The organism is Clostridium sp. JNZ X4-2 (assembly GCF_054889485.1).
In genome coordinates this window covers 545110-564732 of the sequence record NZ_CM142685.1, presented here as the reverse complement: position 1 = coordinate 564732, position 19623 = coordinate 545110, and the positions used below count along the sequence as shown (strand labels likewise).

At 31.0% G+C, this 19623-nt stretch carries 17 protein-coding genes and 1 pseudogene; 1 reads left to right on the top strand and 17 read right to left on the bottom strand.

Features of this window, described 5'->3' with window-relative positions; all coding sequences use genetic code 11:
* Positions 1-32: 32 nt before the first annotated feature.
* The 8 genes and pseudogenes from ACYUJ6_RS02790 to ACYUJ6_RS02755 form a co-directional block, all read right to left on the bottom strand.
* Positions 33-1439: a UDP-glucose dehydrogenase family protein gene (locus tag ACYUJ6_RS02790; RefSeq protein WP_461844360.1), complete on the bottom strand. Its 1407-nt coding sequence runs from the start codon at positions 1437-1439 to the stop codon at positions 33-35.
* 74 nt (positions 1440-1513) lie between these two features.
* Entirely contained in the window at positions 1514-3001 is a 1488-nt protein-coding gene (locus tag ACYUJ6_RS02785) for a lipopolysaccharide biosynthesis protein (protein ID WP_461844359.1), read from the bottom strand.
* A gap of 113 nt (positions 3002-3114) precedes the next feature.
* Positions 3115-4005, bottom strand: a complete 891-nt coding sequence (locus ACYUJ6_RS02780; RefSeq protein ID WP_461844358.1) for an ATP-grasp fold amidoligase family protein — start codon at positions 4003-4005, stop codon at positions 3115-3117.
* Positions 4006-4464: 459 nt separating this feature from the next.
* Positions 4465-5352, bottom strand: coding sequence for an IS3 family transposase (locus ACYUJ6_RS02775; protein WP_461845418.1), 888 nt, complete (start codon positions 5350-5352; stop codon positions 4465-4467).
* Between the two features lie 17 nt (positions 5353-5369).
* Complete coding sequence (locus ACYUJ6_RS02770) at positions 5370-5639, bottom strand: transposase (protein ID WP_461844357.1); 270 nt, start codon at positions 5637-5639, stop codon at positions 5370-5372.
* 137 nt (positions 5640-5776) lie between these two features.
* A pseudogene (locus ACYUJ6_RS02765) lies at positions 5777-6942 on the bottom strand (IS3 family transposase); the annotation flags it as partial.
* A 410-nt stretch (positions 6943-7352) separates the two neighbouring features.
* The gene (locus ACYUJ6_RS02760; RefSeq protein WP_461844356.1) at positions 7353-8552 is read right to left on the bottom strand and encodes a hypothetical protein; all 1200 of its coding nucleotides are present in this window, start codon (positions 8550-8552) and stop codon (positions 7353-7355) included.
* A gap of 16 nt (positions 8553-8568) precedes the next feature.
* The gene (locus ACYUJ6_RS02755; protein ID WP_461844355.1) at positions 8569-9651 is read right to left on the bottom strand and encodes a glycosyltransferase; all 1083 of its coding nucleotides are present in this window, start codon (positions 9649-9651) and stop codon (positions 8569-8571) included.
* A 177-nt stretch (positions 9652-9828) separates the two neighbouring features.
* Between ACYUJ6_RS02755 and ACYUJ6_RS02750 the strand changes: the two genes are divergently transcribed.
* Positions 9829-11268 (top strand): IS6 family transposase, encoded by a 1440-nt coding sequence (locus ACYUJ6_RS02750; protein WP_461844354.1) that lies wholly within the window; start codon positions 9829-9831, stop codon positions 11266-11268.
* 386 nt (positions 11269-11654) lie between these two features.
* On the opposite strand, the gene ACYUJ6_RS02745 is transcribed toward ACYUJ6_RS02750, so the two are convergent.
* The 9 genes from ACYUJ6_RS02745 to ACYUJ6_RS02705 all read right to left on the bottom strand — a co-directional run bounded on the left by ACYUJ6_RS02745 (position 11655) and on the right by ACYUJ6_RS02705 (position 19611).
* The gene (locus ACYUJ6_RS02745; protein WP_461844353.1) at positions 11655-12797 is read right to left on the bottom strand and encodes a glycosyltransferase family 4 protein; all 1143 of its coding nucleotides are present in this window, start codon (positions 12795-12797) and stop codon (positions 11655-11657) included.
* Positions 12798-12831: 34 nt separating this feature from the next.
* Positions 12832-13926 (bottom strand): glycosyltransferase, encoded by a 1095-nt coding sequence (locus ACYUJ6_RS02740; protein WP_461844352.1) that lies wholly within the window; start codon positions 13924-13926, stop codon positions 12832-12834.
* A gap of 30 nt (positions 13927-13956) precedes the next feature.
* Positions 13957-14709 carry a WecB/TagA/CpsF family glycosyltransferase gene (locus tag ACYUJ6_RS02735; RefSeq protein ID WP_461844351.1) on the bottom strand — a complete coding sequence of 251 codons (753 nt, stop codon included), beginning with the start codon at positions 14707-14709 and terminating at the stop codon, positions 13957-13959.
* Positions 14710-14722: 13 nt separating this feature from the next.
* The gene (locus ACYUJ6_RS02730) at positions 14723-15811 is read right to left on the bottom strand and encodes a mannose-1-phosphate guanylyltransferase (RefSeq protein WP_461844350.1); all 1089 of its coding nucleotides are present in this window, start codon (positions 15809-15811) and stop codon (positions 14723-14725) included.
* A gap of 74 nt (positions 15812-15885) precedes the next feature.
* Positions 15886-16566: a sugar transferase gene (locus ACYUJ6_RS02725; protein WP_461845417.1), complete on the bottom strand. Its 681-nt coding sequence runs from the start codon at positions 16564-16566 to the stop codon at positions 15886-15888.
* Between the two features lie 705 nt (positions 16567-17271).
* Positions 17272-17919 carry a sigma-70 family RNA polymerase sigma factor gene (locus ACYUJ6_RS02720; protein WP_461844349.1) on the bottom strand — a complete coding sequence of 216 codons (648 nt, stop codon included), beginning with the start codon at positions 17917-17919 and terminating at the stop codon, positions 17272-17274.
* Positions 17920-18144: 225 nt separating this feature from the next.
* A complete protein-coding gene (locus ACYUJ6_RS02715) occupies positions 18145-18363 on the bottom strand; it encodes a DUF2922 domain-containing protein (RefSeq protein ID WP_461844348.1) in 219 nt (72 codons plus the stop codon).
* 182 nt (positions 18364-18545) lie between these two features.
* A complete protein-coding gene (locus tag ACYUJ6_RS02710) occupies positions 18546-18770 on the bottom strand; it encodes a DUF1659 domain-containing protein (RefSeq protein WP_461844347.1) in 225 nt (74 codons plus the stop codon).
* A 121-nt stretch (positions 18771-18891) separates the two neighbouring features.
* Entirely contained in the window at positions 18892-19611 is a 720-nt protein-coding gene (locus tag ACYUJ6_RS02705; protein WP_461844346.1) for a CpsD/CapB family tyrosine-protein kinase, read from the bottom strand.
* Positions 19612-19623 lie beyond the last annotated feature (12 nt).

Here is a 19623-nt window from a genome sequence, read left to right as displayed (position 1 = left end):
CATTCCTTGAGTATTGTAAAATAACAAAACCCTTAATCTTCTGTTACTGCAGCTTCAGAAACAACTTCAGGAATTTTAACAAATGGCCTTCCGATAGAATAATACTCTACTGCTGATCTTCTCATTTCTCCAATATCATATAAATTTCTTCCATCATATACTAAAGGTGTCCTCATAAGCTTTTTATAATCTTGAGGTTTAACTGCTTTAATCTCACCCCATTCAGTAAAAATAAAACATACATTGGCATCCTTTAAAGCTTCCTCAATATTTTTAACGTATCTTATAATGCCTTGTCCAATTTTACCTTCTGGAAATCTTCTTTTGAAATTTTCTCTGCCTACAGGATCATAAGCATAAACCTGAGCTCCATGCTCCAACAATAAAGGTACATTGTCAAGTGAAGGTGCTTCCCTCAAATCATCCGTTCCAGGTTTAAAGGTAAGTCCAAGGACTGCCACCTTAAGTCCATTAAAAGTGATAAGACGTCTGCAGGCTTTTTTATATAACATAATCTTTTGAGCTTTATTCACATCAATAGCCGCTTTCACAGTTCTAAGCTCATATCCATTTTGTATTGCCAGATGCTCAAGGGCCTTTGTATCCTTAGGGAAACAGGAACCCCCATAACCAATTCCTGCATTTAAAAATTTTCTGCCAATGCGCTCATCAAAACTCATGCCTTTAGCTACATCCTGAATATTGGCTCCCACTCTTTCACAAAGGTTGGCAATATCATTCATGTAAGATATTTTAAGTGCAAGAAAATCATTTGATGCATATTTTATCATTTCAGCAGACCTTCTGCTGACAGATACTATGGGAAGATTAAAAGGTTTATAGATATCCATAAGTATTTTTTCTGCCCATTTGCTTTCAGTGCCTATTATGATTCTTGCTGCATGGAGAGTATCATGCACTGCTGAACCCTGTGCCAAAAATTCAGGATTAGAGGCCACTTCCACTCTTATTTTTCTATTACAGCCTGTACCATTTCCAACACATATTTCACCATCATGGGGCAGAAAATCCTTTATAAACTGCTCTACCTTGTCATTAGTGCCAACAGGTACTGTGGATTTTACCACTACAAGGCAATCCTTTTCTACAGTTTCAGCTATCTGTCTTGCAACTGTAGCTATGTAGCTGAGATTCGCAGAGCCATCCGGCTGTTCGGGAGTTCCCACACCAATAAAAATGGCATCTGCATCCCTATAAACGGATTCATAGTCAGTTGTATAATTAAGCCTGCCTTCTGCATAATTTTTCTTCATAAGTTCTTCCAAATCCGCCTCATAAATTGGAGAGACTCCCTGCTCCATCATTTTTATTTTATTTTCATCAATATCCACACAGGTAACCTGGTGACCAACCTCTGCGAAACATACACCTGCTACAAGTCCCACATAACCTGTACCTGCTACCGCTATTTTATACATAGTTATTACCTTCCTTTAGTCAAAAATTTTAATATTTATTAATTACACATGAGATTTAATTATTCAACCTAATATTAATCACAAGGCTCAGTATGCTTCTTTCCCATTAGTTTATATTTTAATCTTTCTATTATTCCATTTATATCTTTACGCATATCAGGGAATAAATATAAATTTGCAAAATAAAATAAACAGCATATTATAATTGATATAAAGCTCCACCATAAGTTTCTACTTATTTTTTGTAATAAATAACCCAATGCTCCCATAACAAATGCTGAAATTGCCGTTGGCATAACATTTTTAAATGTTTTATTTACTGGAAATCTAATCGTAAACTTCATTATAATAAAATGAACTAATACAAACTCCATACGTATCCAAGCTCTTGCATAAACCAATGACCAGAATCCATATTTTGAACTTATTATGCAAACAGGCACAAGAACAACTAAATGCAATAACTGAGCTAAAAATGATAACTTAGGCCTGCCTTTAGCCCTATATAACTCACTATTGAAATATCCAAAAACTATCATTATAGAACTAGTTAAAGCCCACACACCTATTACATTACTAGCTCCTTTCCATTTATCTCCTAGCATTATTTTAGTGGCTAAATCACTATATAAATATACTCCTATACCAAGTGGAAATATAAAAACAGAAATAAGTCTTTGTGTAGCTAAATACATACTGTTAAATTTTTCATTATCATCTTGTAAACGTGATAATGCTGAAAACAGTGCAGGTACTATTGATGCAGTTATTACTGACATGAGTGCATTTACCATGGTAGTTGATGTCTTATATATTCCTAAATAATACGGATTTAAAAAGTTCCCAATAATAAACACATCCACCCATGTAGTGAACCAAATTGATATGGCTTCTAATAATGACCAAATACTAAATGACAACATTTTTTTCAATATTTCCATTTTATAAAATAAATACGGCTTCCACTCAGATTTAATAGTTAATATAATTGCATTTGAAAATTGCATAACCATAGTTCCAATAATAAGTGACCAATAGCTTAGTCCTAAGAAAGCTAATGGTATTGTTATACCAAAAGGTATGCAAACCCCTACTATTCGAACTAAAAAAAGAGTTTTAAAATCAAAGTCACGTCTATACAGTGCCATTTGTATACTTGAAAAAGATGTCAGTAACAACTGAGCACATGCAATTGCAATAACATTTCCTAATCCAGGGTTACCTACTGATAACGCAATTTGTCTACGAAATACTATAATAACTATCCATAAAAAAATTGATACTCCAAAATTAGTCCAAAAAGCTACGTTGGCACTTTTAAACTTTTCATCTTCATTTTTAAATTCATGCTGTACTAAATACTTTTCAAATCCTGCATCAGCAAACATATCTGCAAAACTCATGATCATAGTTACAGTAGCTATTACACCAAAAGCTTCTGGTGATATAATTCTAGCTAAAACCATATTTGTAATAGGAGTTACTATTTTTGCAACTATTTCTGTAACCGTTGACCATTTAGTTGCATTTAAAAATTTACTTCCAATATTATCTTTTCTCAATATACTTTTCTCCTCTTATGTTAACTAAATGCAATTCAAACACTTTAAATTCAACAAAACTTTATGTCTAATTAATAATTAATTTAGTATATGTTTTCTTAAAATTCATTTAATTATTTATTAGGTAATTGCAACCAACTACCAAAAATCTCATCATATTTTTCAGGATCAAACTTTTCCATTCCACTAAAATGATAAAAAGTTAATTCTCCAAAATAAACTCTATCATTTGCATTATAAAGATCTACACGCACATAAGGAATATTTTGTGACAATTTTGTTGCTATCTTAATCATTTCATCAAATCTTTTTGGCTTAACAATTCTTTTTACTCCATTTTTATAATGCTGCATAAGTTGAAGATGCTGAAACTTCATATCGTAAAAGTCAAATCTTGTATCAATACCTCTATCTGTTGCAACAAATAATACCTTTGGTTTACCATTAAAGCACATAAATTTATAATCTTTAAGCTCAGTGCCGGATTCATCTACCATATACTTTTCACATATAATTCTTGGTTTCACATTCTTATACGGCCATTCTCTCCACTCATAATAATAATTTTTTTTTAAAGACTTATTTATTTTATTTTTAGCTACTTTAATATTTAATTTGTTTTTATCTTTACAGATTACAAGTCCCCCAGAGTCATGAGTACATTTTAGTACAAACTGATTAGGCAATTTAGAAAAATCAATATCTTCAAACTCATTCCATACCCCTATTAATGGAATAAGGTATTCTTTTCCTAATGTTTGAGTTATATACTTTCGCACTTCATACTTATCCACTAAATTAGTATATAAAGGATTATGGTTATATAACTTTAACCATTGAAGCTTTTCGTTAAAGGTTTTTGGATCATTCAAGTTGAGTTTTTTACCTATCTTTTTTTTATAAACTAACGAAAGGTATACAGATGACGATATAAAAACTTGTATATAACGTTTATGCCATAAATATGAAATTAATTTGTGAATTTTTAGTTTAATATTATTCATGATTAAAGTTTCTCCTATCTATAATTGGCTATATAATTTACAATACCAGGTAGCTAACTTCCAGCAGGGGGAAGAGCTAATGTATATATGCGCATAATTTACGCAACTTCCCTTTATCTTCTTTCAGTGAGTTAAGATAAGAATCTACCTAATTTAGTAATTCCGTAAATTTGTCAAAAAGAGTATTGTGGGTAACAGTTGTACGTACGTTTTTCCACAAATGCTCTATTGCATTAAGCTCAGAGCATGGATCTATGTCAATAAAGTAGACACATTTTTTGAACTTTTGAACTGAATATATTTTAATTTTCAAATAGCCTTTAACTATTTTAATTCAATCCAAATATATATCAAGGATATACAGAGCAAGCTCACAGCTTGTCCTTGACATATATTTAGATCGAATATATTTATCCTTAAGGCTGATTGAAAATTTAACTGCTATAATTGATTCTTTTATCAGGCAGCTGATTTCTTTCTTTCAATATCTTCACATTCCTGTGGAGTAATATATCCAATCCTGCTGTGTATTCTTTTCCTGTTGTACCAGCCTTCAATATATTCAAATATTGATATCTTTGCATCTTCGAGATCAATATATTTGTTCATCCTTGGTTCCTCTTTCTTAAGTGAAGCATGAAATGATTCCATCGGTGCATTGTCATAAGGGTATCCCTTTTTACTGTAAGAATGTTTTATACCCTTGCTTTTAAGGTATTCTTCAACTACATTGCTTGTATATTGTGAGCCTAAATCGCTGTGAAGTATTAGTGATTTAAAATCAGGTTTTTGAATTTCTATGGCATTCTTTATAGCTCTTAATGCTGTATCAGCATTCATGTCCTTTGAAATATGCCATCCAACTATTTTTGCACTGCAGCAGTCAAAAACAGATGCCAGGTAGCACCACCTGTCTTTTAAAGTATATATGTATGTTATGTCTGTAAGCCATTTTTTATTGATTGTATCTGCTGAAAAATCTTCCTCAATAAGATTTTCTTTACCAGCAGCATTGACCTTATTACTACAGTATGGCCTCCACTTTTTTACTATAATTGATTTTATACTCAATTTTTTCATCCGTCTCTGAACCCGTTTCAAACTTGGTTTAAATCCCTTTTTCATAAGCTGTCTTAATATTTTAACAGCACCATACCTGCATTTTGAATCCTTGTATTCTTTATATATCATTTTATCTAAAATTTTATCTTCACGTTCCCACTTGGATGGTTTCCTGTTTAAATGTCTGTAATAGGCGGCTCTGCTTATACCCAACACCCTACACATGGTTTTTATTCCAAAATATTTTTTGATCTTTTTACAGTAACAATGCTTGTTTTCATCAATGAACTTATAGATATCTTTTATTTTTCCTTTGCGAATATGGATAAAGCTTTTTTTAATATTTCATTTTCTTCCTGGAGTATGGCATTTTTTTTGAGAACTTCCTTGATATTTTCTTCTTTGGCTTCTGTACCATTTTTTTTGTTTTTATCCTTAAGCACCCACTGCCTCATTGTCGTTTTAGGTATTCCATATTCGCTGTTAAGTTCACTATACGTCTTTCCTCTATTAAATAATTCAACAATAGTATTTTTATATTCATCCGTATATCTTTTAAATGCTTTTCCCACTTGTAGACACTTTCCCTTCTTAATTTTATTATAGATCTTTAGTAAATCTATTTCTTTGTGTCTACACTTTTATACTAACATCATGCCTCGTAAAATTTAACAGGTGCCATATATTTAATACTGCCGTGTATACGTCAGGTATTATAATAATCCATGTATTGTCCAATACAAGTATAAGCTTCCTTAAAACTATGGAACTCGTTCCTGCTGTAACATTCATCTTCTAAAATTGAATGGAAAGATTCTATGTGTGCATTCATATTTGGAGTCTTAACGGGTATTCTCTGGTGTATAATTTCTAGTGCATCACATAATTCTTCAAACTTGTGTGCTATAAACTGTGGACCGTTATCTGTCCTAATTTTAGGTAGATTTTTAGTTCCTGAAAGTCCGCGCTTTTCAAGACTGTTTTTAAGTACATTACAGGCATTTTCAGCAGTACAGGAAAGTCCTAAATAATAGTCTACAGCAGTTCTATCAAATACATCTATGATAGTCAGCTGAAAGAAAAATTTATCTTGTCCGTATATATAACCATATTTTATATCCATTTCCCACAGCTCATTTGGAGCTGAAACATTTTCTCTCCTTGCTAGGTGCCTTGGGTGTCTCTGTGAAACAACTCTCTGAGGTCTTAATATATCAAGTTCATGGCAAAGCTTGTATACTTTTTTGGAATTTATAGTTAGATTGTGCTCTTCTCTCAGGCATACAGTTACTTTCTTATATTCATAGGGAAATCCATCCCCGCAAATTGAATCACAGAGCCATTTTTTTATCTGGTAATCAGATATTTTCTCACCGATATTGTTATAGGAGTAACCTAGAACTGGTCTTCCTGAAGGTTTATGGATATCACTCTTATTTAATCCCTTGTCTTCTCTCTTTATAAATTCATAGTAAGTGGACTGTGATAAACCGACAAAGTAAAGGACTCTGGCTGCTTTATATCCAGCATCTATCCACTTTTTTGCTATAGAAACCCTGTCGGTTACCTGGGGTTTGATTTACTCCTGAGTTCCCTTAGAATCGAAAGTTCAAGTTCTTTATCCGCAACAATCTTTTTTAATCTATCATTTTCAGTACTTATGGATTTCAGCCTGTTTTCAATTTCTTTCAACCTGCTGTCTTTGTTTCTTGGAAGTGGACTTACTGATCCTCTCTTCTTGCTGGCCTTCACCCATCCATAGACAGTATCTCTTGAGATATCATGGTGTCTTGCAACTATAGAAGCATTTCCAACTTCCCTGCATTCATTTAAAATTTCTTCTTTAAAGCTATCATCATATTTGGATTTTCTCATATCAATTCAACCCCTTATTCTTATTTTACATCTTAAACACTTTTTCTCCAATTCTATTAAGGGGCTATATAGATATCATAAGAAGCATATTTAGTATTAACTTCAAGCTTTTTACCCATATCATCATTTCCAAAATTGTATTTCTTCTAGTATGTGAATTTTGGAGAATTTTAAACACCTATAGCTAGCTATTTGCTAATGAAATTTATATAGTTTCAAGACAAATATCATCCTATCACCATCTTAATTTGTGGAATCATTATAAAATACAATAATAGTATTCTTATATCCATTCATATAACTTTTAGATGTTTTTGTAGACATTTCATTTTTTTAATTTTATTATATATTTTTAATAGATCTATTATTTTGTATTTATACTAACATTATGATATGTTTTCCACCAACTTCTATTTTTTTATAAACAAATTACTTGCTTGTCCTAAATATAAATTCATAGTAATAATATACATCATACCCGGTACATCTCCAAGTATCGATTCAGCAGCACTAGCAATTAACAAATATCCAATTAAATATATACACGCACGATAACTATTTTTATTATACTTATATTGTTTTAAAGTCATCATTAATATTGTTATAAATGCTACCAAATAAAAAGCTAATCCAATATAGCCCACTTCTCCAAGAAGTACTGGCCAAAACATATCTCCTGAATAATTGTATTGGTCTACACTTAGACCCTGAATATGATCAACATTATAAAAACTATAAATTGACGTATAATATTTTCCTGAAAATGCACCAAATCCTATGCCAAATGGAAAATAATTATTTGCTAGATCTATTCCCATAAGAATTAAGGCAGACCTTGCAGCTAAATAACCATATTGTATATAAAAATTTGCTTTTTTATATATAGCAATAATCAATATGGTTAAAATAACAATTGCATGCCACACTCTAATTTTATTTTTATACTTTAATAATAAATTAATTAGTAGAAAAAATACTATAAAAAGGAATGCCTTACTTCTTAACGAAGCAGCTATAATGCATAAACTCTCTCCAATTAATAGAGGTTTCTTCTTTAAGTTACTAGCCTGTATTACTGCCAACAAAATACAAATTGAAGCAACCATATATGTTGGGTGAGTAAATAAGAACTTGTAATCTCTTATGCCATATCTATATTCTCCTGTAGTAAAAATAGAATTTTGACAAAAAATATTAACCCACATAAATATAAAAATTATATTTAAATAAATTGCCGCACGCTTTGATACTTTTTTTATTAAATTAGCCTTATTTATATCTTTAGTTGCTCTAATTATTAATAAAAAACATACTAATATTTTTATATAATTAAATCCATTTGTAAATATTGCAAATTTATTCATCTGAATTTTTGATTTTAATGCAAAAACAATTCCTATAGTAACTAAGAAGAAAGTTGACAATATTATCACTAGTTCTTTTATTCTAATTTTAAGCTCTCTATTCAAATTTTTCATTATCTTAATAATCACAATTATCATTAATAATATAAAAAGTATCTCGTCAAAATAGGTGAAATAAGGAAAAATTCTCAATATACAATTACTGAATATTACAAATTCAAAAAGTAAATTAAAAAAAGTAAACATTTTTTCTCCTTGTTTGTTAGTTACCAAAAATTTTTCTTATATATTTTTTCATTATAACTTCACATTTATATTTCATAGCAGTATTTTTAATTAATTTTGTTTGCCATTGTCTAACTAATGATTTATCTATCTTTTTCGCTAAATCATTGACATCTAAATATTTAACTAAATAGCCATTTATTTTATTTTGTATTATTTCACTTGGCCCAGAAGGACAATCATATGAAACAACTGGAGTACCACAAGCTAATGATTCAATAATAACATTAGGGAATCCCTCAAAATAAGAGCTTAATACAGTTACCCTTGCCTTGCGATAATAATCAATAGTACTTTTTGTAAAATCAATAAATTGCACTCGATTAGATAACCCTAATAATTCAACCTTTTTTTTGATGTTATTTTTTTCAGATCCTTCTCCTACTATAACAAGTTTTATTTTATCATTTTTTAGCATATTAAAAGCATCAAGTAACATATATATTCCTTTTTGTTTTTCTAATCGTCCAATAAATAAAATGTAATTTTCTTTTTTAATTTCCCAATTATATTCTAATTCTTCTTCATACTGCTGAGATAGTGGATTATTAATTACAGTAATTTGTGATTCTTTAACGTAATAATTATTTTTCAAATCCTCTGCCATTTTATTTGATTGTGCAATTATATAATCAACATTATGATAAAAAAACTTAATTAAAGTATGCACTATATATTTTCTAAAAAAATTTTTTTCATATTTTCTCTCATATGTGATAGTATTAATACATCTACTAAAAATTCTAAACTTTTTATGGTAAAGTTTTTTAATAAATAACAATATTAATGAAATTTCATAGCTAAACACTAGTACAGTTTTAATATTATTATTTTTTATAAATGATATCATTTTTAGGGGTAATTTTTTCATAGAAGATGCATTTAAAACTTTAATCTCAACTCTATCATCAATATCATTAAGATAAATTTCATTTCTGCAATTATTCAATACCAATGTAACTTTTATATTATTTTTTGCTAAGTAATTTAATACATTTTTACATACATTCTCAGCACCACCTCCTCCGAGAGATGCAATAAATACTGTTATACTTTTCATATATACTCCATTTCATTATTTAAGTTAGTGTAAAGTTTTTTACACTATTTTTTTAAAATTTTCTTTATATACCAAGGGCTACAGAGTTTTTTTAAATAAAAAAACAATGACCCCCTAATTTCATGTTATAATTGAATATCCAACCAAACAAAAATCACATGAAAGGGTGTCATTGTCTTGGATTCAATTATAACTTATTTGTTCTTATATAATCAATATCTTTTAAAATTAATTTCTCAATTACTTTTATTTATTGCTAAATACATTCCTCTTAAGCAGTGGGCTTTTGAGGATTCACATAGTCCTGAATATCAAAAATTCAAAGTGGATAAACTCCCTAAAATCCTTCGTTTCGAGAAGGTAGATTATCAACTTCTTTTGGCCTACTATAAACATAAATATAATAAACTAATTAAGCCTGTAAAAAGACGCAATGGAAAGTCTATCCCTGAAAATATTGTATGTCCCAAGTGTGGTGCACCACACCAGTATATCTACGATAACAACGGTAATAGAGGTCAGTTTCAGTGTAAGGTTTGTGGCCAAAATTTCAACGAAAGCAATTATGCTGCAAAACCTATAGTGTTTGTGTGCCCCTATTGTGGACAAACTCTTTCGTCAAAAAAAGATCGAAAGCATTTTCGCATACATAAATGTGTTAATCCAAAGTGCTCTTACTATCTCAGTAACCTTGCTAAACTGCCTAAAAACTTAAATGCTGCTGATAAACACAAGTACAAGCTTCACTATATTTATCGTGAATTCACAGTAAATTTTTTTAAGATGGACTTACATGGACTTCCTAAAAATGCTATTAACTTTAAGTATAAGAAGTTCAATGCCTATATCATGGGATTATGCCTTACTTATCACGTAAATCTTAAATTATCTACCAGGCAAACTGCTCATGCTTTATCAGAAGTACATGGCATAAAGATTTCACATACAATGATTGCTAATTATGCTATGACTGCTGCCGCAGTTATTAAACCTTTTACGGATACTTTTGACTATAAACCATCTAAAATTCTTTCTGCTGATGAAACTTATATAAAGGTTAAAGGCATAAAACACTATGTTTGGATTGTCATGGATGCTTGTAAAAAGTCTATTCTTGGCTACCAAGTGTCTGATACTCGTGCTGTAGGGCCTTGTATTCTAGCTATGCGTATGGCTTTTGAAAAGTTCAAGGAATTTCCTAATAAAGCCCTAAAGCTTATCGCAGATGGTTACAGCGCTTACCCTCTTGCCAGCCAACAATGCAAACTCATGAATGGCTGGGATTTTGATGTTACTCAAGTTATTGGACTTACTAATGATGACGCTGTATCCACTGAATTCCGTTGGGTAAAGCAAGTAGTAGAACGGCTTAACCGCACCTTCAAGTCTTCCTACCGTGTTACTGGTGGTTATGGAAGTGAAAATGGTGCTCTTTATGGCGTTTCTCTTTGGGTTGCCTATTATAACTTTCTACGTCCTCATCCTTATAATTACTGGAAACCACTAAATGAGCTGGACATTTTAACTAATGCAGGCAATATGCCCGCCAAGTGGCAGCTTCTTATTTATCTTGGTCAACAAACCATTCTAAATATGCAGAAAAATTCAGTGGCTTAACTACTATCTGTTTTTAGATTTTTGAGCCGGAGGATAACTTAGCCACCCTTCGGGCTTGCCCTTGATGGCGTTACAAATAAATGCTAAAATGCTGTAAACAAGACGGTGATGAAATCTATCTGTTTTTAAGTTTCTTCGCCGTCGGTGCCAATTTCAGAGCATTTATTTGTGATGCAGTCAAGGGTGGCGGTTAAATCAGCTAAACCCTTATTTAGAAAAAAAATTTTAACTTTCTAAACTATTACGAGCATATTTTTTTAAAACTATTTTTTCATAGCTCACTTTACACTATCTTATTTAATCTTCACAAATTGATCAATATTGTGACAAAATTATTACTTATATATTTTCTATACTAAAACCCTAAGTTCAATAGTAATATTAGGTTAATCCTCAAAAATTACTTTTATTATTGCCCTGTAAAAATCACTTGCCATTGTTTCATAATTATATTTTTTTAATAATTTAGCAGCTTCTTTGACAGCTTTATGATCTAATGGATTATCATATAAACTAATCAATGCACTTTTTAATGAATTAACGTTATTTTCTTCAATCATTAACCCATTATTATTATTAATAAGTTCATATGCACTTCCTACAGCATTAGTTGAAATAATAACCTTTCCACATTGTAATGCTTCATTTATCGTCAAACCCCATACATCGGTTTTTCCTTTATAAAACCATCCTGGGAGAACGAACACATCACATTGTGAAAAGTATATGTACCTATATTGAGGATTTACATAACCTATAAATTTAATATTTTCTATACATAATTTATTTGCTAGGACTTCACATTCCAATTTAAAATCTCCATCTCCAATAACAAGTAAATAAGTATTTAATTTAATTTCTTTAGGTAATTGACTATACGCTCTAATAAGTATATCAAGACCTTTTTGTCTTATTATTCTTCCATAGTATAAAATAATTTTACAATTTTGTGGTATAAGAAATTTCTTTTTTATATTAAAACTATCACATCTTGGTACTTCAGATGAATTGTGAATTTCTCTAATATTTTCATTCTTTACTCCAGCTTTAATAAAATATTCCCGGTTCTTTCTTCCAGGGGATAAACACATATCTACTCTTTTAAAAATTACTTTTGCAGTATTTCTCATTAAGCAATTTTTAAAACGTTGTTTTAAAGGTTGTTTATTTTTAGGTGCTTCCCACTTTTCCCAGAAATAAACTGTCTTTTTTCTTTTATATTTACATAAACAGAAAATAAATAAACCTTTTATATATTCATTAATTGAATCTAATGGTGGAATTACAACAACATTAAATTTCATGGAGCAAACTTCCTTGTAAATTTCAACAAAACCTTTAATTCCTTTAGACAATATGAAATAATCTAATTTACTCATGCTTTCATAATCTATATCATTACCATATATTTTTTTATTAATATACATCGCTGTAAAAACAAATTTTATATCTAATTTTTCTGATACTTTTATAAAAAAAGGTATCCTATAATTTGGTGCTGTATTATGAAAAAATAAAACTCTTATCAATTTTTAGTCTCCTATCTAATTAATGATAGTAACATTAATCATTAAAGCACTTATAATAATTCAGATATTTTTTTTTAAAATCTTCATAACTAAATTCTAACATATAAGTATCATAAGCACTCTTTTCTAATATTCTCCTTTTTTTAGGATTTTGAATTATATTAATAATTGCATTTGCAATTTGATTACTTTTTTTAGTCTCTACTAGGATTCCATTAACACCGTCATTAATAATTTCATCTGTCCCCTCAATTGACGTAGCAACAATGGTCTTTCCTACTGAAAAAGCTTCTATTGGAGTTAGCGGAAATCCCTCCCAAAGAGAACTTAAAACAATTAAATCTAACTGACTCATAACATTTTGTACATCATTTCTATACCCAAGTAAAATAATATCATTCTCTAAATGAAGTTCGTGTATGAGTCTTTCAATCTTTTCTTTCTCTTCACCATCACCTATAATAAAAAATTTTGTTTTCTCACATTCTTTTAATACTAACGGTACAGCCTTTATAAAATATTGCATACCTTTTTGTTCAGATAATCTTCCAATATTTCCGACTAAAAAATAGCCTTGATTTTTGTATTTTTGCAATATTCCTAACGGTTGAATAAATCCTTCAAATGATTCTACAGAATTATGAATAACTGTAACATGTAATTTAGGAATCCTATAAAAATCACAAAGATTGTCTTTAACTTTATTTCCAACAGCAAGTATATGTGCATTTTTCAAAGCAAATTTCGTAAGTATTTTTTTATTATAAAAAGTATTATGACTGTTGTGGATGAAAATAAAGTTATGGGTAAAACTTAGAATTTTTGTATAAAATGCTGCCATCCTGTGGTGGGTATGAACAATATTGATATTTTCAATTTTTATTATTCTAGATATTGTTCTTAAAACTGACAGAATAGTTTTAATATCTTTCTTTTCAATGTCTGGAATAATATAATGCTTAATACCCATTTTATTTAACATTTCAACATTTACTCCTCCACAGGAACAAACCACAATTTTATCGACTTCCGGTTTCATGATTTCACATAACTGTAAAATTACTTTTTCCGTTCCCCCTAATTTCATAGTTCTTGTAAAGTACAAAATGTTATTCTTCCTTTTTTCCACTTTAAAACTCCTATTAAATATTATTTTTATTTATATTAATTTTCTATATTTACATACCAATTTAATAACTTTTATATCATCAACAAAATATCTCTTAAACATTCTTTTAGGCTCTTTCAAAAATCTATAAAACCATTCCAATCCAAACCTTTGCATCCATTTAGGTGCTCTTTTCACATTTCCAGCCTCAAAATCTATGGATGCTCCTATAGCTAAAGATAATGGAACCTTAAAAATGTTTTTATACTTACATATGAACTTTTCCTGCTTAGGTGCCCCAAGACCAACTGCTAAAATATCTGGTTTACAGTTATCTACTATATCAATTACTCCATTTATTTTCTTAGGATCTTTTTCAAAACCATAATCCGGTGAAAAAGTTCCTACAACATCTAGTCCTCTATATTTTATTATTAAATTTTCTGCAGCTTTTTTTGCTACACCCGGTGCTGCTCCTAATAAAAATACAGTATAATGTTTTTTAGCAGCTAATTCACAAACTTTAGGGAATAAATCTGAACCTGATATTTTTTCTTTTATTGGAGTTTTTAAAATTTTAGATATCCATATAAGTGGTTTTCCATCAGTTAAAATTAAATCTGCATTTTCATATACTTTTCTAAATTCATTATCTTTCTCTAATTTAACTATATGATCAACATTTGGAGTAACAACATAATGATATCCTTTGGTATTAATCATTCTATTTATTTCACTCAATGCTTCATTAAATGTAACATTATCTATATATGTATTAAGAAATTTCATTCTAAATTTATTCATAAATAATACCTACTTAGTCATTAATTTTTTTCTTTATCTCTTTAATCCTCTCAATGTCCTCTTTTTTCCCTACAAATATAATATCATCGCTTTCCACCACAAATACATCATCAAGCCCTACCACTACAATAGGCTTATCCTTGGAATACACAATATTATTGTTACTTCTAAGGCTTTTTATATCACCTACACATATATTATTATTACAGTCCTTTTTCCTGTACCTCTCAACTGCATGCCAGGTTCCTATATCGTCCCACCCAAAATCCGATGGAATAACATAAATATTCTTAGACTTTTCCATTATTCCGTAATCTACGGAAATATTGTCCACCTGTGGATATTTTTCTTCAAGTAAATTTCTGAAGTTTTTATTATTTTCCTTAAATATTCCTTTTAAAATGCTGTATGTATTACTAAGATATATTTTTGTAAGTTCTAATATTGTACTGCATTTCCATAGGAACATTCCTCCGTTCCAGAGGAAGTTTCCTTTCTTAACATATCTCTTTGCCGTATCTGCATCTGGCTTTTCTACAAATCTTTCAACCTTAAAAACATTGAAACCTTCCTCTGTTGTAACCGCAGCCTCGTCTTTTAAAACACTATCTCTATTCAAATTATTAATATATTCTATATACCCATAGCCTGTTTCAGGTCTGTCAGGTCTCATTCCCAGAGTAACTATTGCGTCCTCGTTTTTTTCTATAAAGTCATATCCAAATACTACGGTACTTCTAAAATTATTTTCGTCTACTATCAGATGATCTGAAGGAAGTACCACAATAGTTGCATCATTATATTGTCTCTTTATATAAAAAGCTGAAAGTGCTATGCAGGGTGCCGTATTTCTTCCCACAGGCTCCACTATTACATTATTTTGAGGCAAATATGGAAGCTGTTCTTTTACAAGTTTCACATACTTCTTTGCAGTGACTACAAATATTCTGTCTGCAGATATGAGCGGCATGAGCCTTTCCACAGTCATTTGAATCATAGTTTTTTTACCTAACAGTTTTAAAAACTGCTTTGGTTTTTCATCTGTTGAAAGCGGCCAGAATCTTTCACCTTTCCCGCCTGCCATTATAAGTGCACACAGCATATCAACAACCATCCTGTCTATATGTTTTAAAATATCTCTGCAAAAATCCAGAAACTCTAAAATTTAATAAAATATCATTCAGCTCCATCATCACCAAAAAACACTCTAAAGGTTTTAAATATAAGCTTCAAATCAACTGCTGTACTTCTTTCTTTTATGTATTTTAAATCAAGTTCCATCCAGTCCTCAAAATCAATATTACTTCTTCCCATTACCTGCCAGTAACAGGTGAGCCCCGGTTTAACCAGTAATTTCATTCTCTGACGTCTTGTAAATTTTATAATTTCTCTTGGAAGGTTAGGTCTTGGACCTACTAATGACATTTCTCCTTTGATAACATTGAATAATTGCGGAAGTTCGTCAAGGCTTGTCTTTCTTATAAGCCTGCCAACTTTTGTAACACGCGGATCCTTTTTCATTTTAAACATAGGTCCTGTCATTTCATTCCTATCTTTCAGCTTGTCCAAAAGATCTTCTGCATCATCAACCATGGATCTAAATTTATACATTCTAAACAGTTTTCCATTTAAGCCTACTCTTTTCTGTGAAAATACTGCCGGACCTTTTGAATCCATTTTAATTGCAATTGCCACTACAATCATAATAGGAGATAATACAATAATTCCTGCCAGTGAAAAGAAGATGTCTATCATTCTTTTTACAAAATAATAACTAAAGCTTTTGCCGTATTGATCTTCCTTTTCGCTTTCACTCTCCACTGGTATTTCAATACTTTTATTCTCAATTTCAGTCATTGTGGAAATTCCAGCAATCTCATCCTCCAACTCCGTCATCATATCCCCACCTTTTATACCAACAAAATTCACATAAACGTTACAATTTTCATTATAACACTATGAATATTATGGAACAACCCTCTACAAATTTACATATTAAACAGCCTTAGCCTGAAAAAATATTATAAATTCTCTTTAAAATACAAATTATACTCAGATTAAATATTTTTAAAATTGTATATACGGTATCTGGAAAATACATAATTTCCATAATATCTCGCAATATGTCAAAATACATATATATTATATCCAGTGATTCTCAGGTTAAGGCAGGTTTGCTTAAAAAATACCCTTACTTGAGGGTTGAAAAAACTCGTCCAGGTGCGCAGCAGTGCTTATCACTCTCTTCAGGAAAAGAGCGCTGTTATTGGCAATGGCCGCATTTGTATAAAGTATTCCTGCAAATCATTGAACTCCTGCAGATTTTAATCTTTATGAATTAATGCCAATACAGTTACGACTTTTTACTACATTTTTTCCTATAATTTTTATATAAATATTTATATCTCATTTTTTAAATTTATTAATATTTTTTTGAGAAATTGAGATTTGAAAATGATCCTTAATGTACACAGCCAGCCCAATACTTCCACATCACATGGACGTATCAGGCTGGCTGGTCATGGTGCGAATATTATATTGTTGCACATATACTGCTTGTATCTACACATACCGCATTATATTTCTCAAATGCTCTATTGCCTTTCTCTTTCTGTAAGCTGCTGTTCTGTAGGATATTCCTTTTTTTATTCCATATTCCTTTAAGCTTCTGTCCTGTACATAATACCAGATTATTATATTCCTCTCTTCTTGGGGAAGTTTCCCTAGGGCCTTCCAGAGATTAATCTTCTCCTGCCTTTTTATAAGGTCTTCCTCAATATCCTGCTCTGAGGCTATCATATCCATGAGTTCATTGCCCTTGCTGTTGATACTCTGAAGACTGCAGCAGCTTGATTTTTTAACATTATCCCTTATTTTGCAGTAAAAATTCTTTTTAACGGCACCTGCAGCATAGGATGCAAATGGATATCTGGAATCCAGGTCATACTTTTGAATGGCCCTTATAAGAGAAACCCTTCCCTCCTGCATCATGTCCTCCATGGTATATCCATTTATATAAAAGGATCTGGCGGAATTTACAATCATTCCATTAAACCTTTCACAAATTTCCCCTGCTGCAGTTTTATCACCACTTTTAGCTTTTATCAGCAGTTCTTCCAATTTAAGTGTTTTCAGTGAATCATAGTCTGTATTGGCTTTAACATCAGGATGCTTGTCCATATAAGCATCGGGTTTGAATTTATAAGTCATATTATTCTCTCCCTAATCTTAAATTTATCCTAAACCTAAGAATCACTTGACAGCCTGTGAATTTTTCATTAGTCTTCCTGAATTTAACTATTTCTGCCAGGTATATATTTCTTGTCTTAAATATTGTATTATAAATTCAGATTTTGGTGATTATATGGGTAATTTGTACAAAACAGATGGATTTAGACAGCAGCATACAGTCCAAATCCATCTTATTATCCCTGTTTATTTCACTTCAAGTTCAGTAGTTTCGCTCTCCAGTATATGAGCCGAGTCTATAGATTTCAAATCACCACTTTTTGAAGTGAATATATTTTTTGCAATAATTGCCTCCATGGCAGTTTTCACTTCCAGATCCGTTATATTTTCTTTTACATTGGCAACTCTTATAGAAGTCTTTTTCCCTTCTTCAGTTAAAAAATTCATGACCAGGGACTTGGACATAACAATCACCCCCTTTTTCAATTCACATTTCATAATTCACAATTAACATTTGGCAGTTCACAATTGGCAATTCACAGTTAAGGAGGGTTTTCTTCAGCTGTGCTCCATAAAATCTATATTATAGATTTTTTGTAAAAAAATCCTCCACAATGGTGCATTGTACACTGCTAATTGTTCATTGTTTAAGCGTTTGTTATACCGCTTTCATCATGCCTTACAAGTTCATCCAGAGTCTTTCCAAGAAGTTTTTCTATTTCCCTGGCAACATCATAGATATCCTGGGCAGAGGCATTTATCTTCACATTTGAAAAGCTCTGCTTTTTAATTATCTCTTTTCCCTGTGCATCCAGACCGTCTTTATAGCTTAATACCACTGAAGTCTGCAGTATTGTTGATTTTACGGCCATATCCATCAGCTCCTTTCACACAGTATATATGCCCTTTTTAAAAAACAGGCAAGATTTTTTGCAAAAAAATAAAGGCACAAAGATGATTCTCATACTAAAAATCTTCATGCCTTTTCAGGACTCAATTGTTTTTTTTCTTCTTTTTTCTGATTTTACTGCCGTCATCTCCATAATAATAATGGTAGTAATATCCGTAATACCCCTTTTCCTTTACTTCCAGCTTATTTAACACAGCTCCCAGTATATTGGCCCCTACCTTTGAAAGAAGATCCCTGGCCTTTACAGCTGCTTCCTTTTCCACCTGTGAAGATGATATCACAAGAAGACAGCCATCCACATAACGGGACAGAAGCTGGGCATCCGTCACTGCCACTACAGGAGGTGTGTCCAATATTATGTATTCATATTTCTCCTTCAAACCCTGTAAAAAACTTTCCATTTTTTTAGATGCCAGAAGCTCCGATGGATTTGGAGGTCTTGTTCCGGAAGTCAAAAGATCCAGATTTTCCACTACATCCTTTTTAACAGCCTCTTGAAATTCGATTTTTCCTGCCAGCACATTTGAAAGTCCATTTTCATTGGAAGTTAAAAATATTTTGTGCAGGCTGGGTTTTCTCTGATCACAATCTACAAGTATGGTCCTGGCACCTGTTTCCGCCATAACCACTGCCAGATTGGCACAAGTAGTGGATTTTCCCTCTCCCGGCCCTGAACTTGTAAGCATTATGGACTGTATCTTTTTATCAAAAGAAGAAAATTGAATATTTGTTCTCAAAGTTCTGTAAGCTTCTGCAATAGGAGCCTTGGGATCTTTCACAGTAACAATATTTGGTTTTTCCATTATCTTCACTCC

Coding starts and splice junctions, on each gene's coding strand:
- ACYUJ6_RS02730 (WP_461844350.1), bottom strand. CDS start 15,811: ATGCTGTGTGCACTTATAATGGCAGGCGGGAAAGGTGAAAGATTCTGG.
- ACYUJ6_RS02760 (WP_461844356.1), bottom strand. CDS start 8,552: ATGTTTACTTTTTTTAATTTACTTTTTGAATTTGTAATATTCAGTAAT.
- ACYUJ6_RS02725 (WP_461845417.1), bottom strand. CDS start 16,566: ATGACTGAAATTGAGAATAAAAGTATTGAAATACCAGTGGAGAGTGAA.
- ACYUJ6_RS02715 (WP_461844348.1), bottom strand. CDS start 18,363: ATGTCCAAGTCCCTGGTCATGAATTTTTTAACTGAAGAAGGGAAAAAG.
- ACYUJ6_RS02705 (WP_461844346.1), bottom strand. CDS start 19,611: ATGGAAAAACCAAATATTGTTACTGTGAAAGATCCCAAGGCTCCTATT.
- ACYUJ6_RS02735 (WP_461844351.1), bottom strand. CDS start 14,709: ATGAATAAATTTAGAATGAAATTTCTTAATACATATATAGATAATGTT.
- ACYUJ6_RS02720 (WP_461844349.1), bottom strand. CDS start 17,919: ATGACTTATAAATTCAAACCCGATGCTTATATGGACAAGCATCCTGAT.
- ACYUJ6_RS02790 (WP_461844360.1), bottom strand. CDS start 1,439: ATGTATAAAATAGCGGTAGCAGGTACAGGTTATGTGGGACTTGTAGCA.
- ACYUJ6_RS02755 (WP_461844355.1), bottom strand. CDS start 9,651: ATGAAAAGTATAACAGTATTTATTGCATCTCTCGGAGGAGGTGGTGCT.
- ACYUJ6_RS02710 (WP_461844347.1), bottom strand. CDS start 18,770: ATGGCCGTAAAATCAACAATACTGCAGACTTCAGTGGTATTAAGCTAT.
- ACYUJ6_RS02780 (WP_461844358.1), bottom strand. CDS start 4,005: ATGAATAATATTAAACTAAAAATTCACAAATTAATTTCATATTTATGG.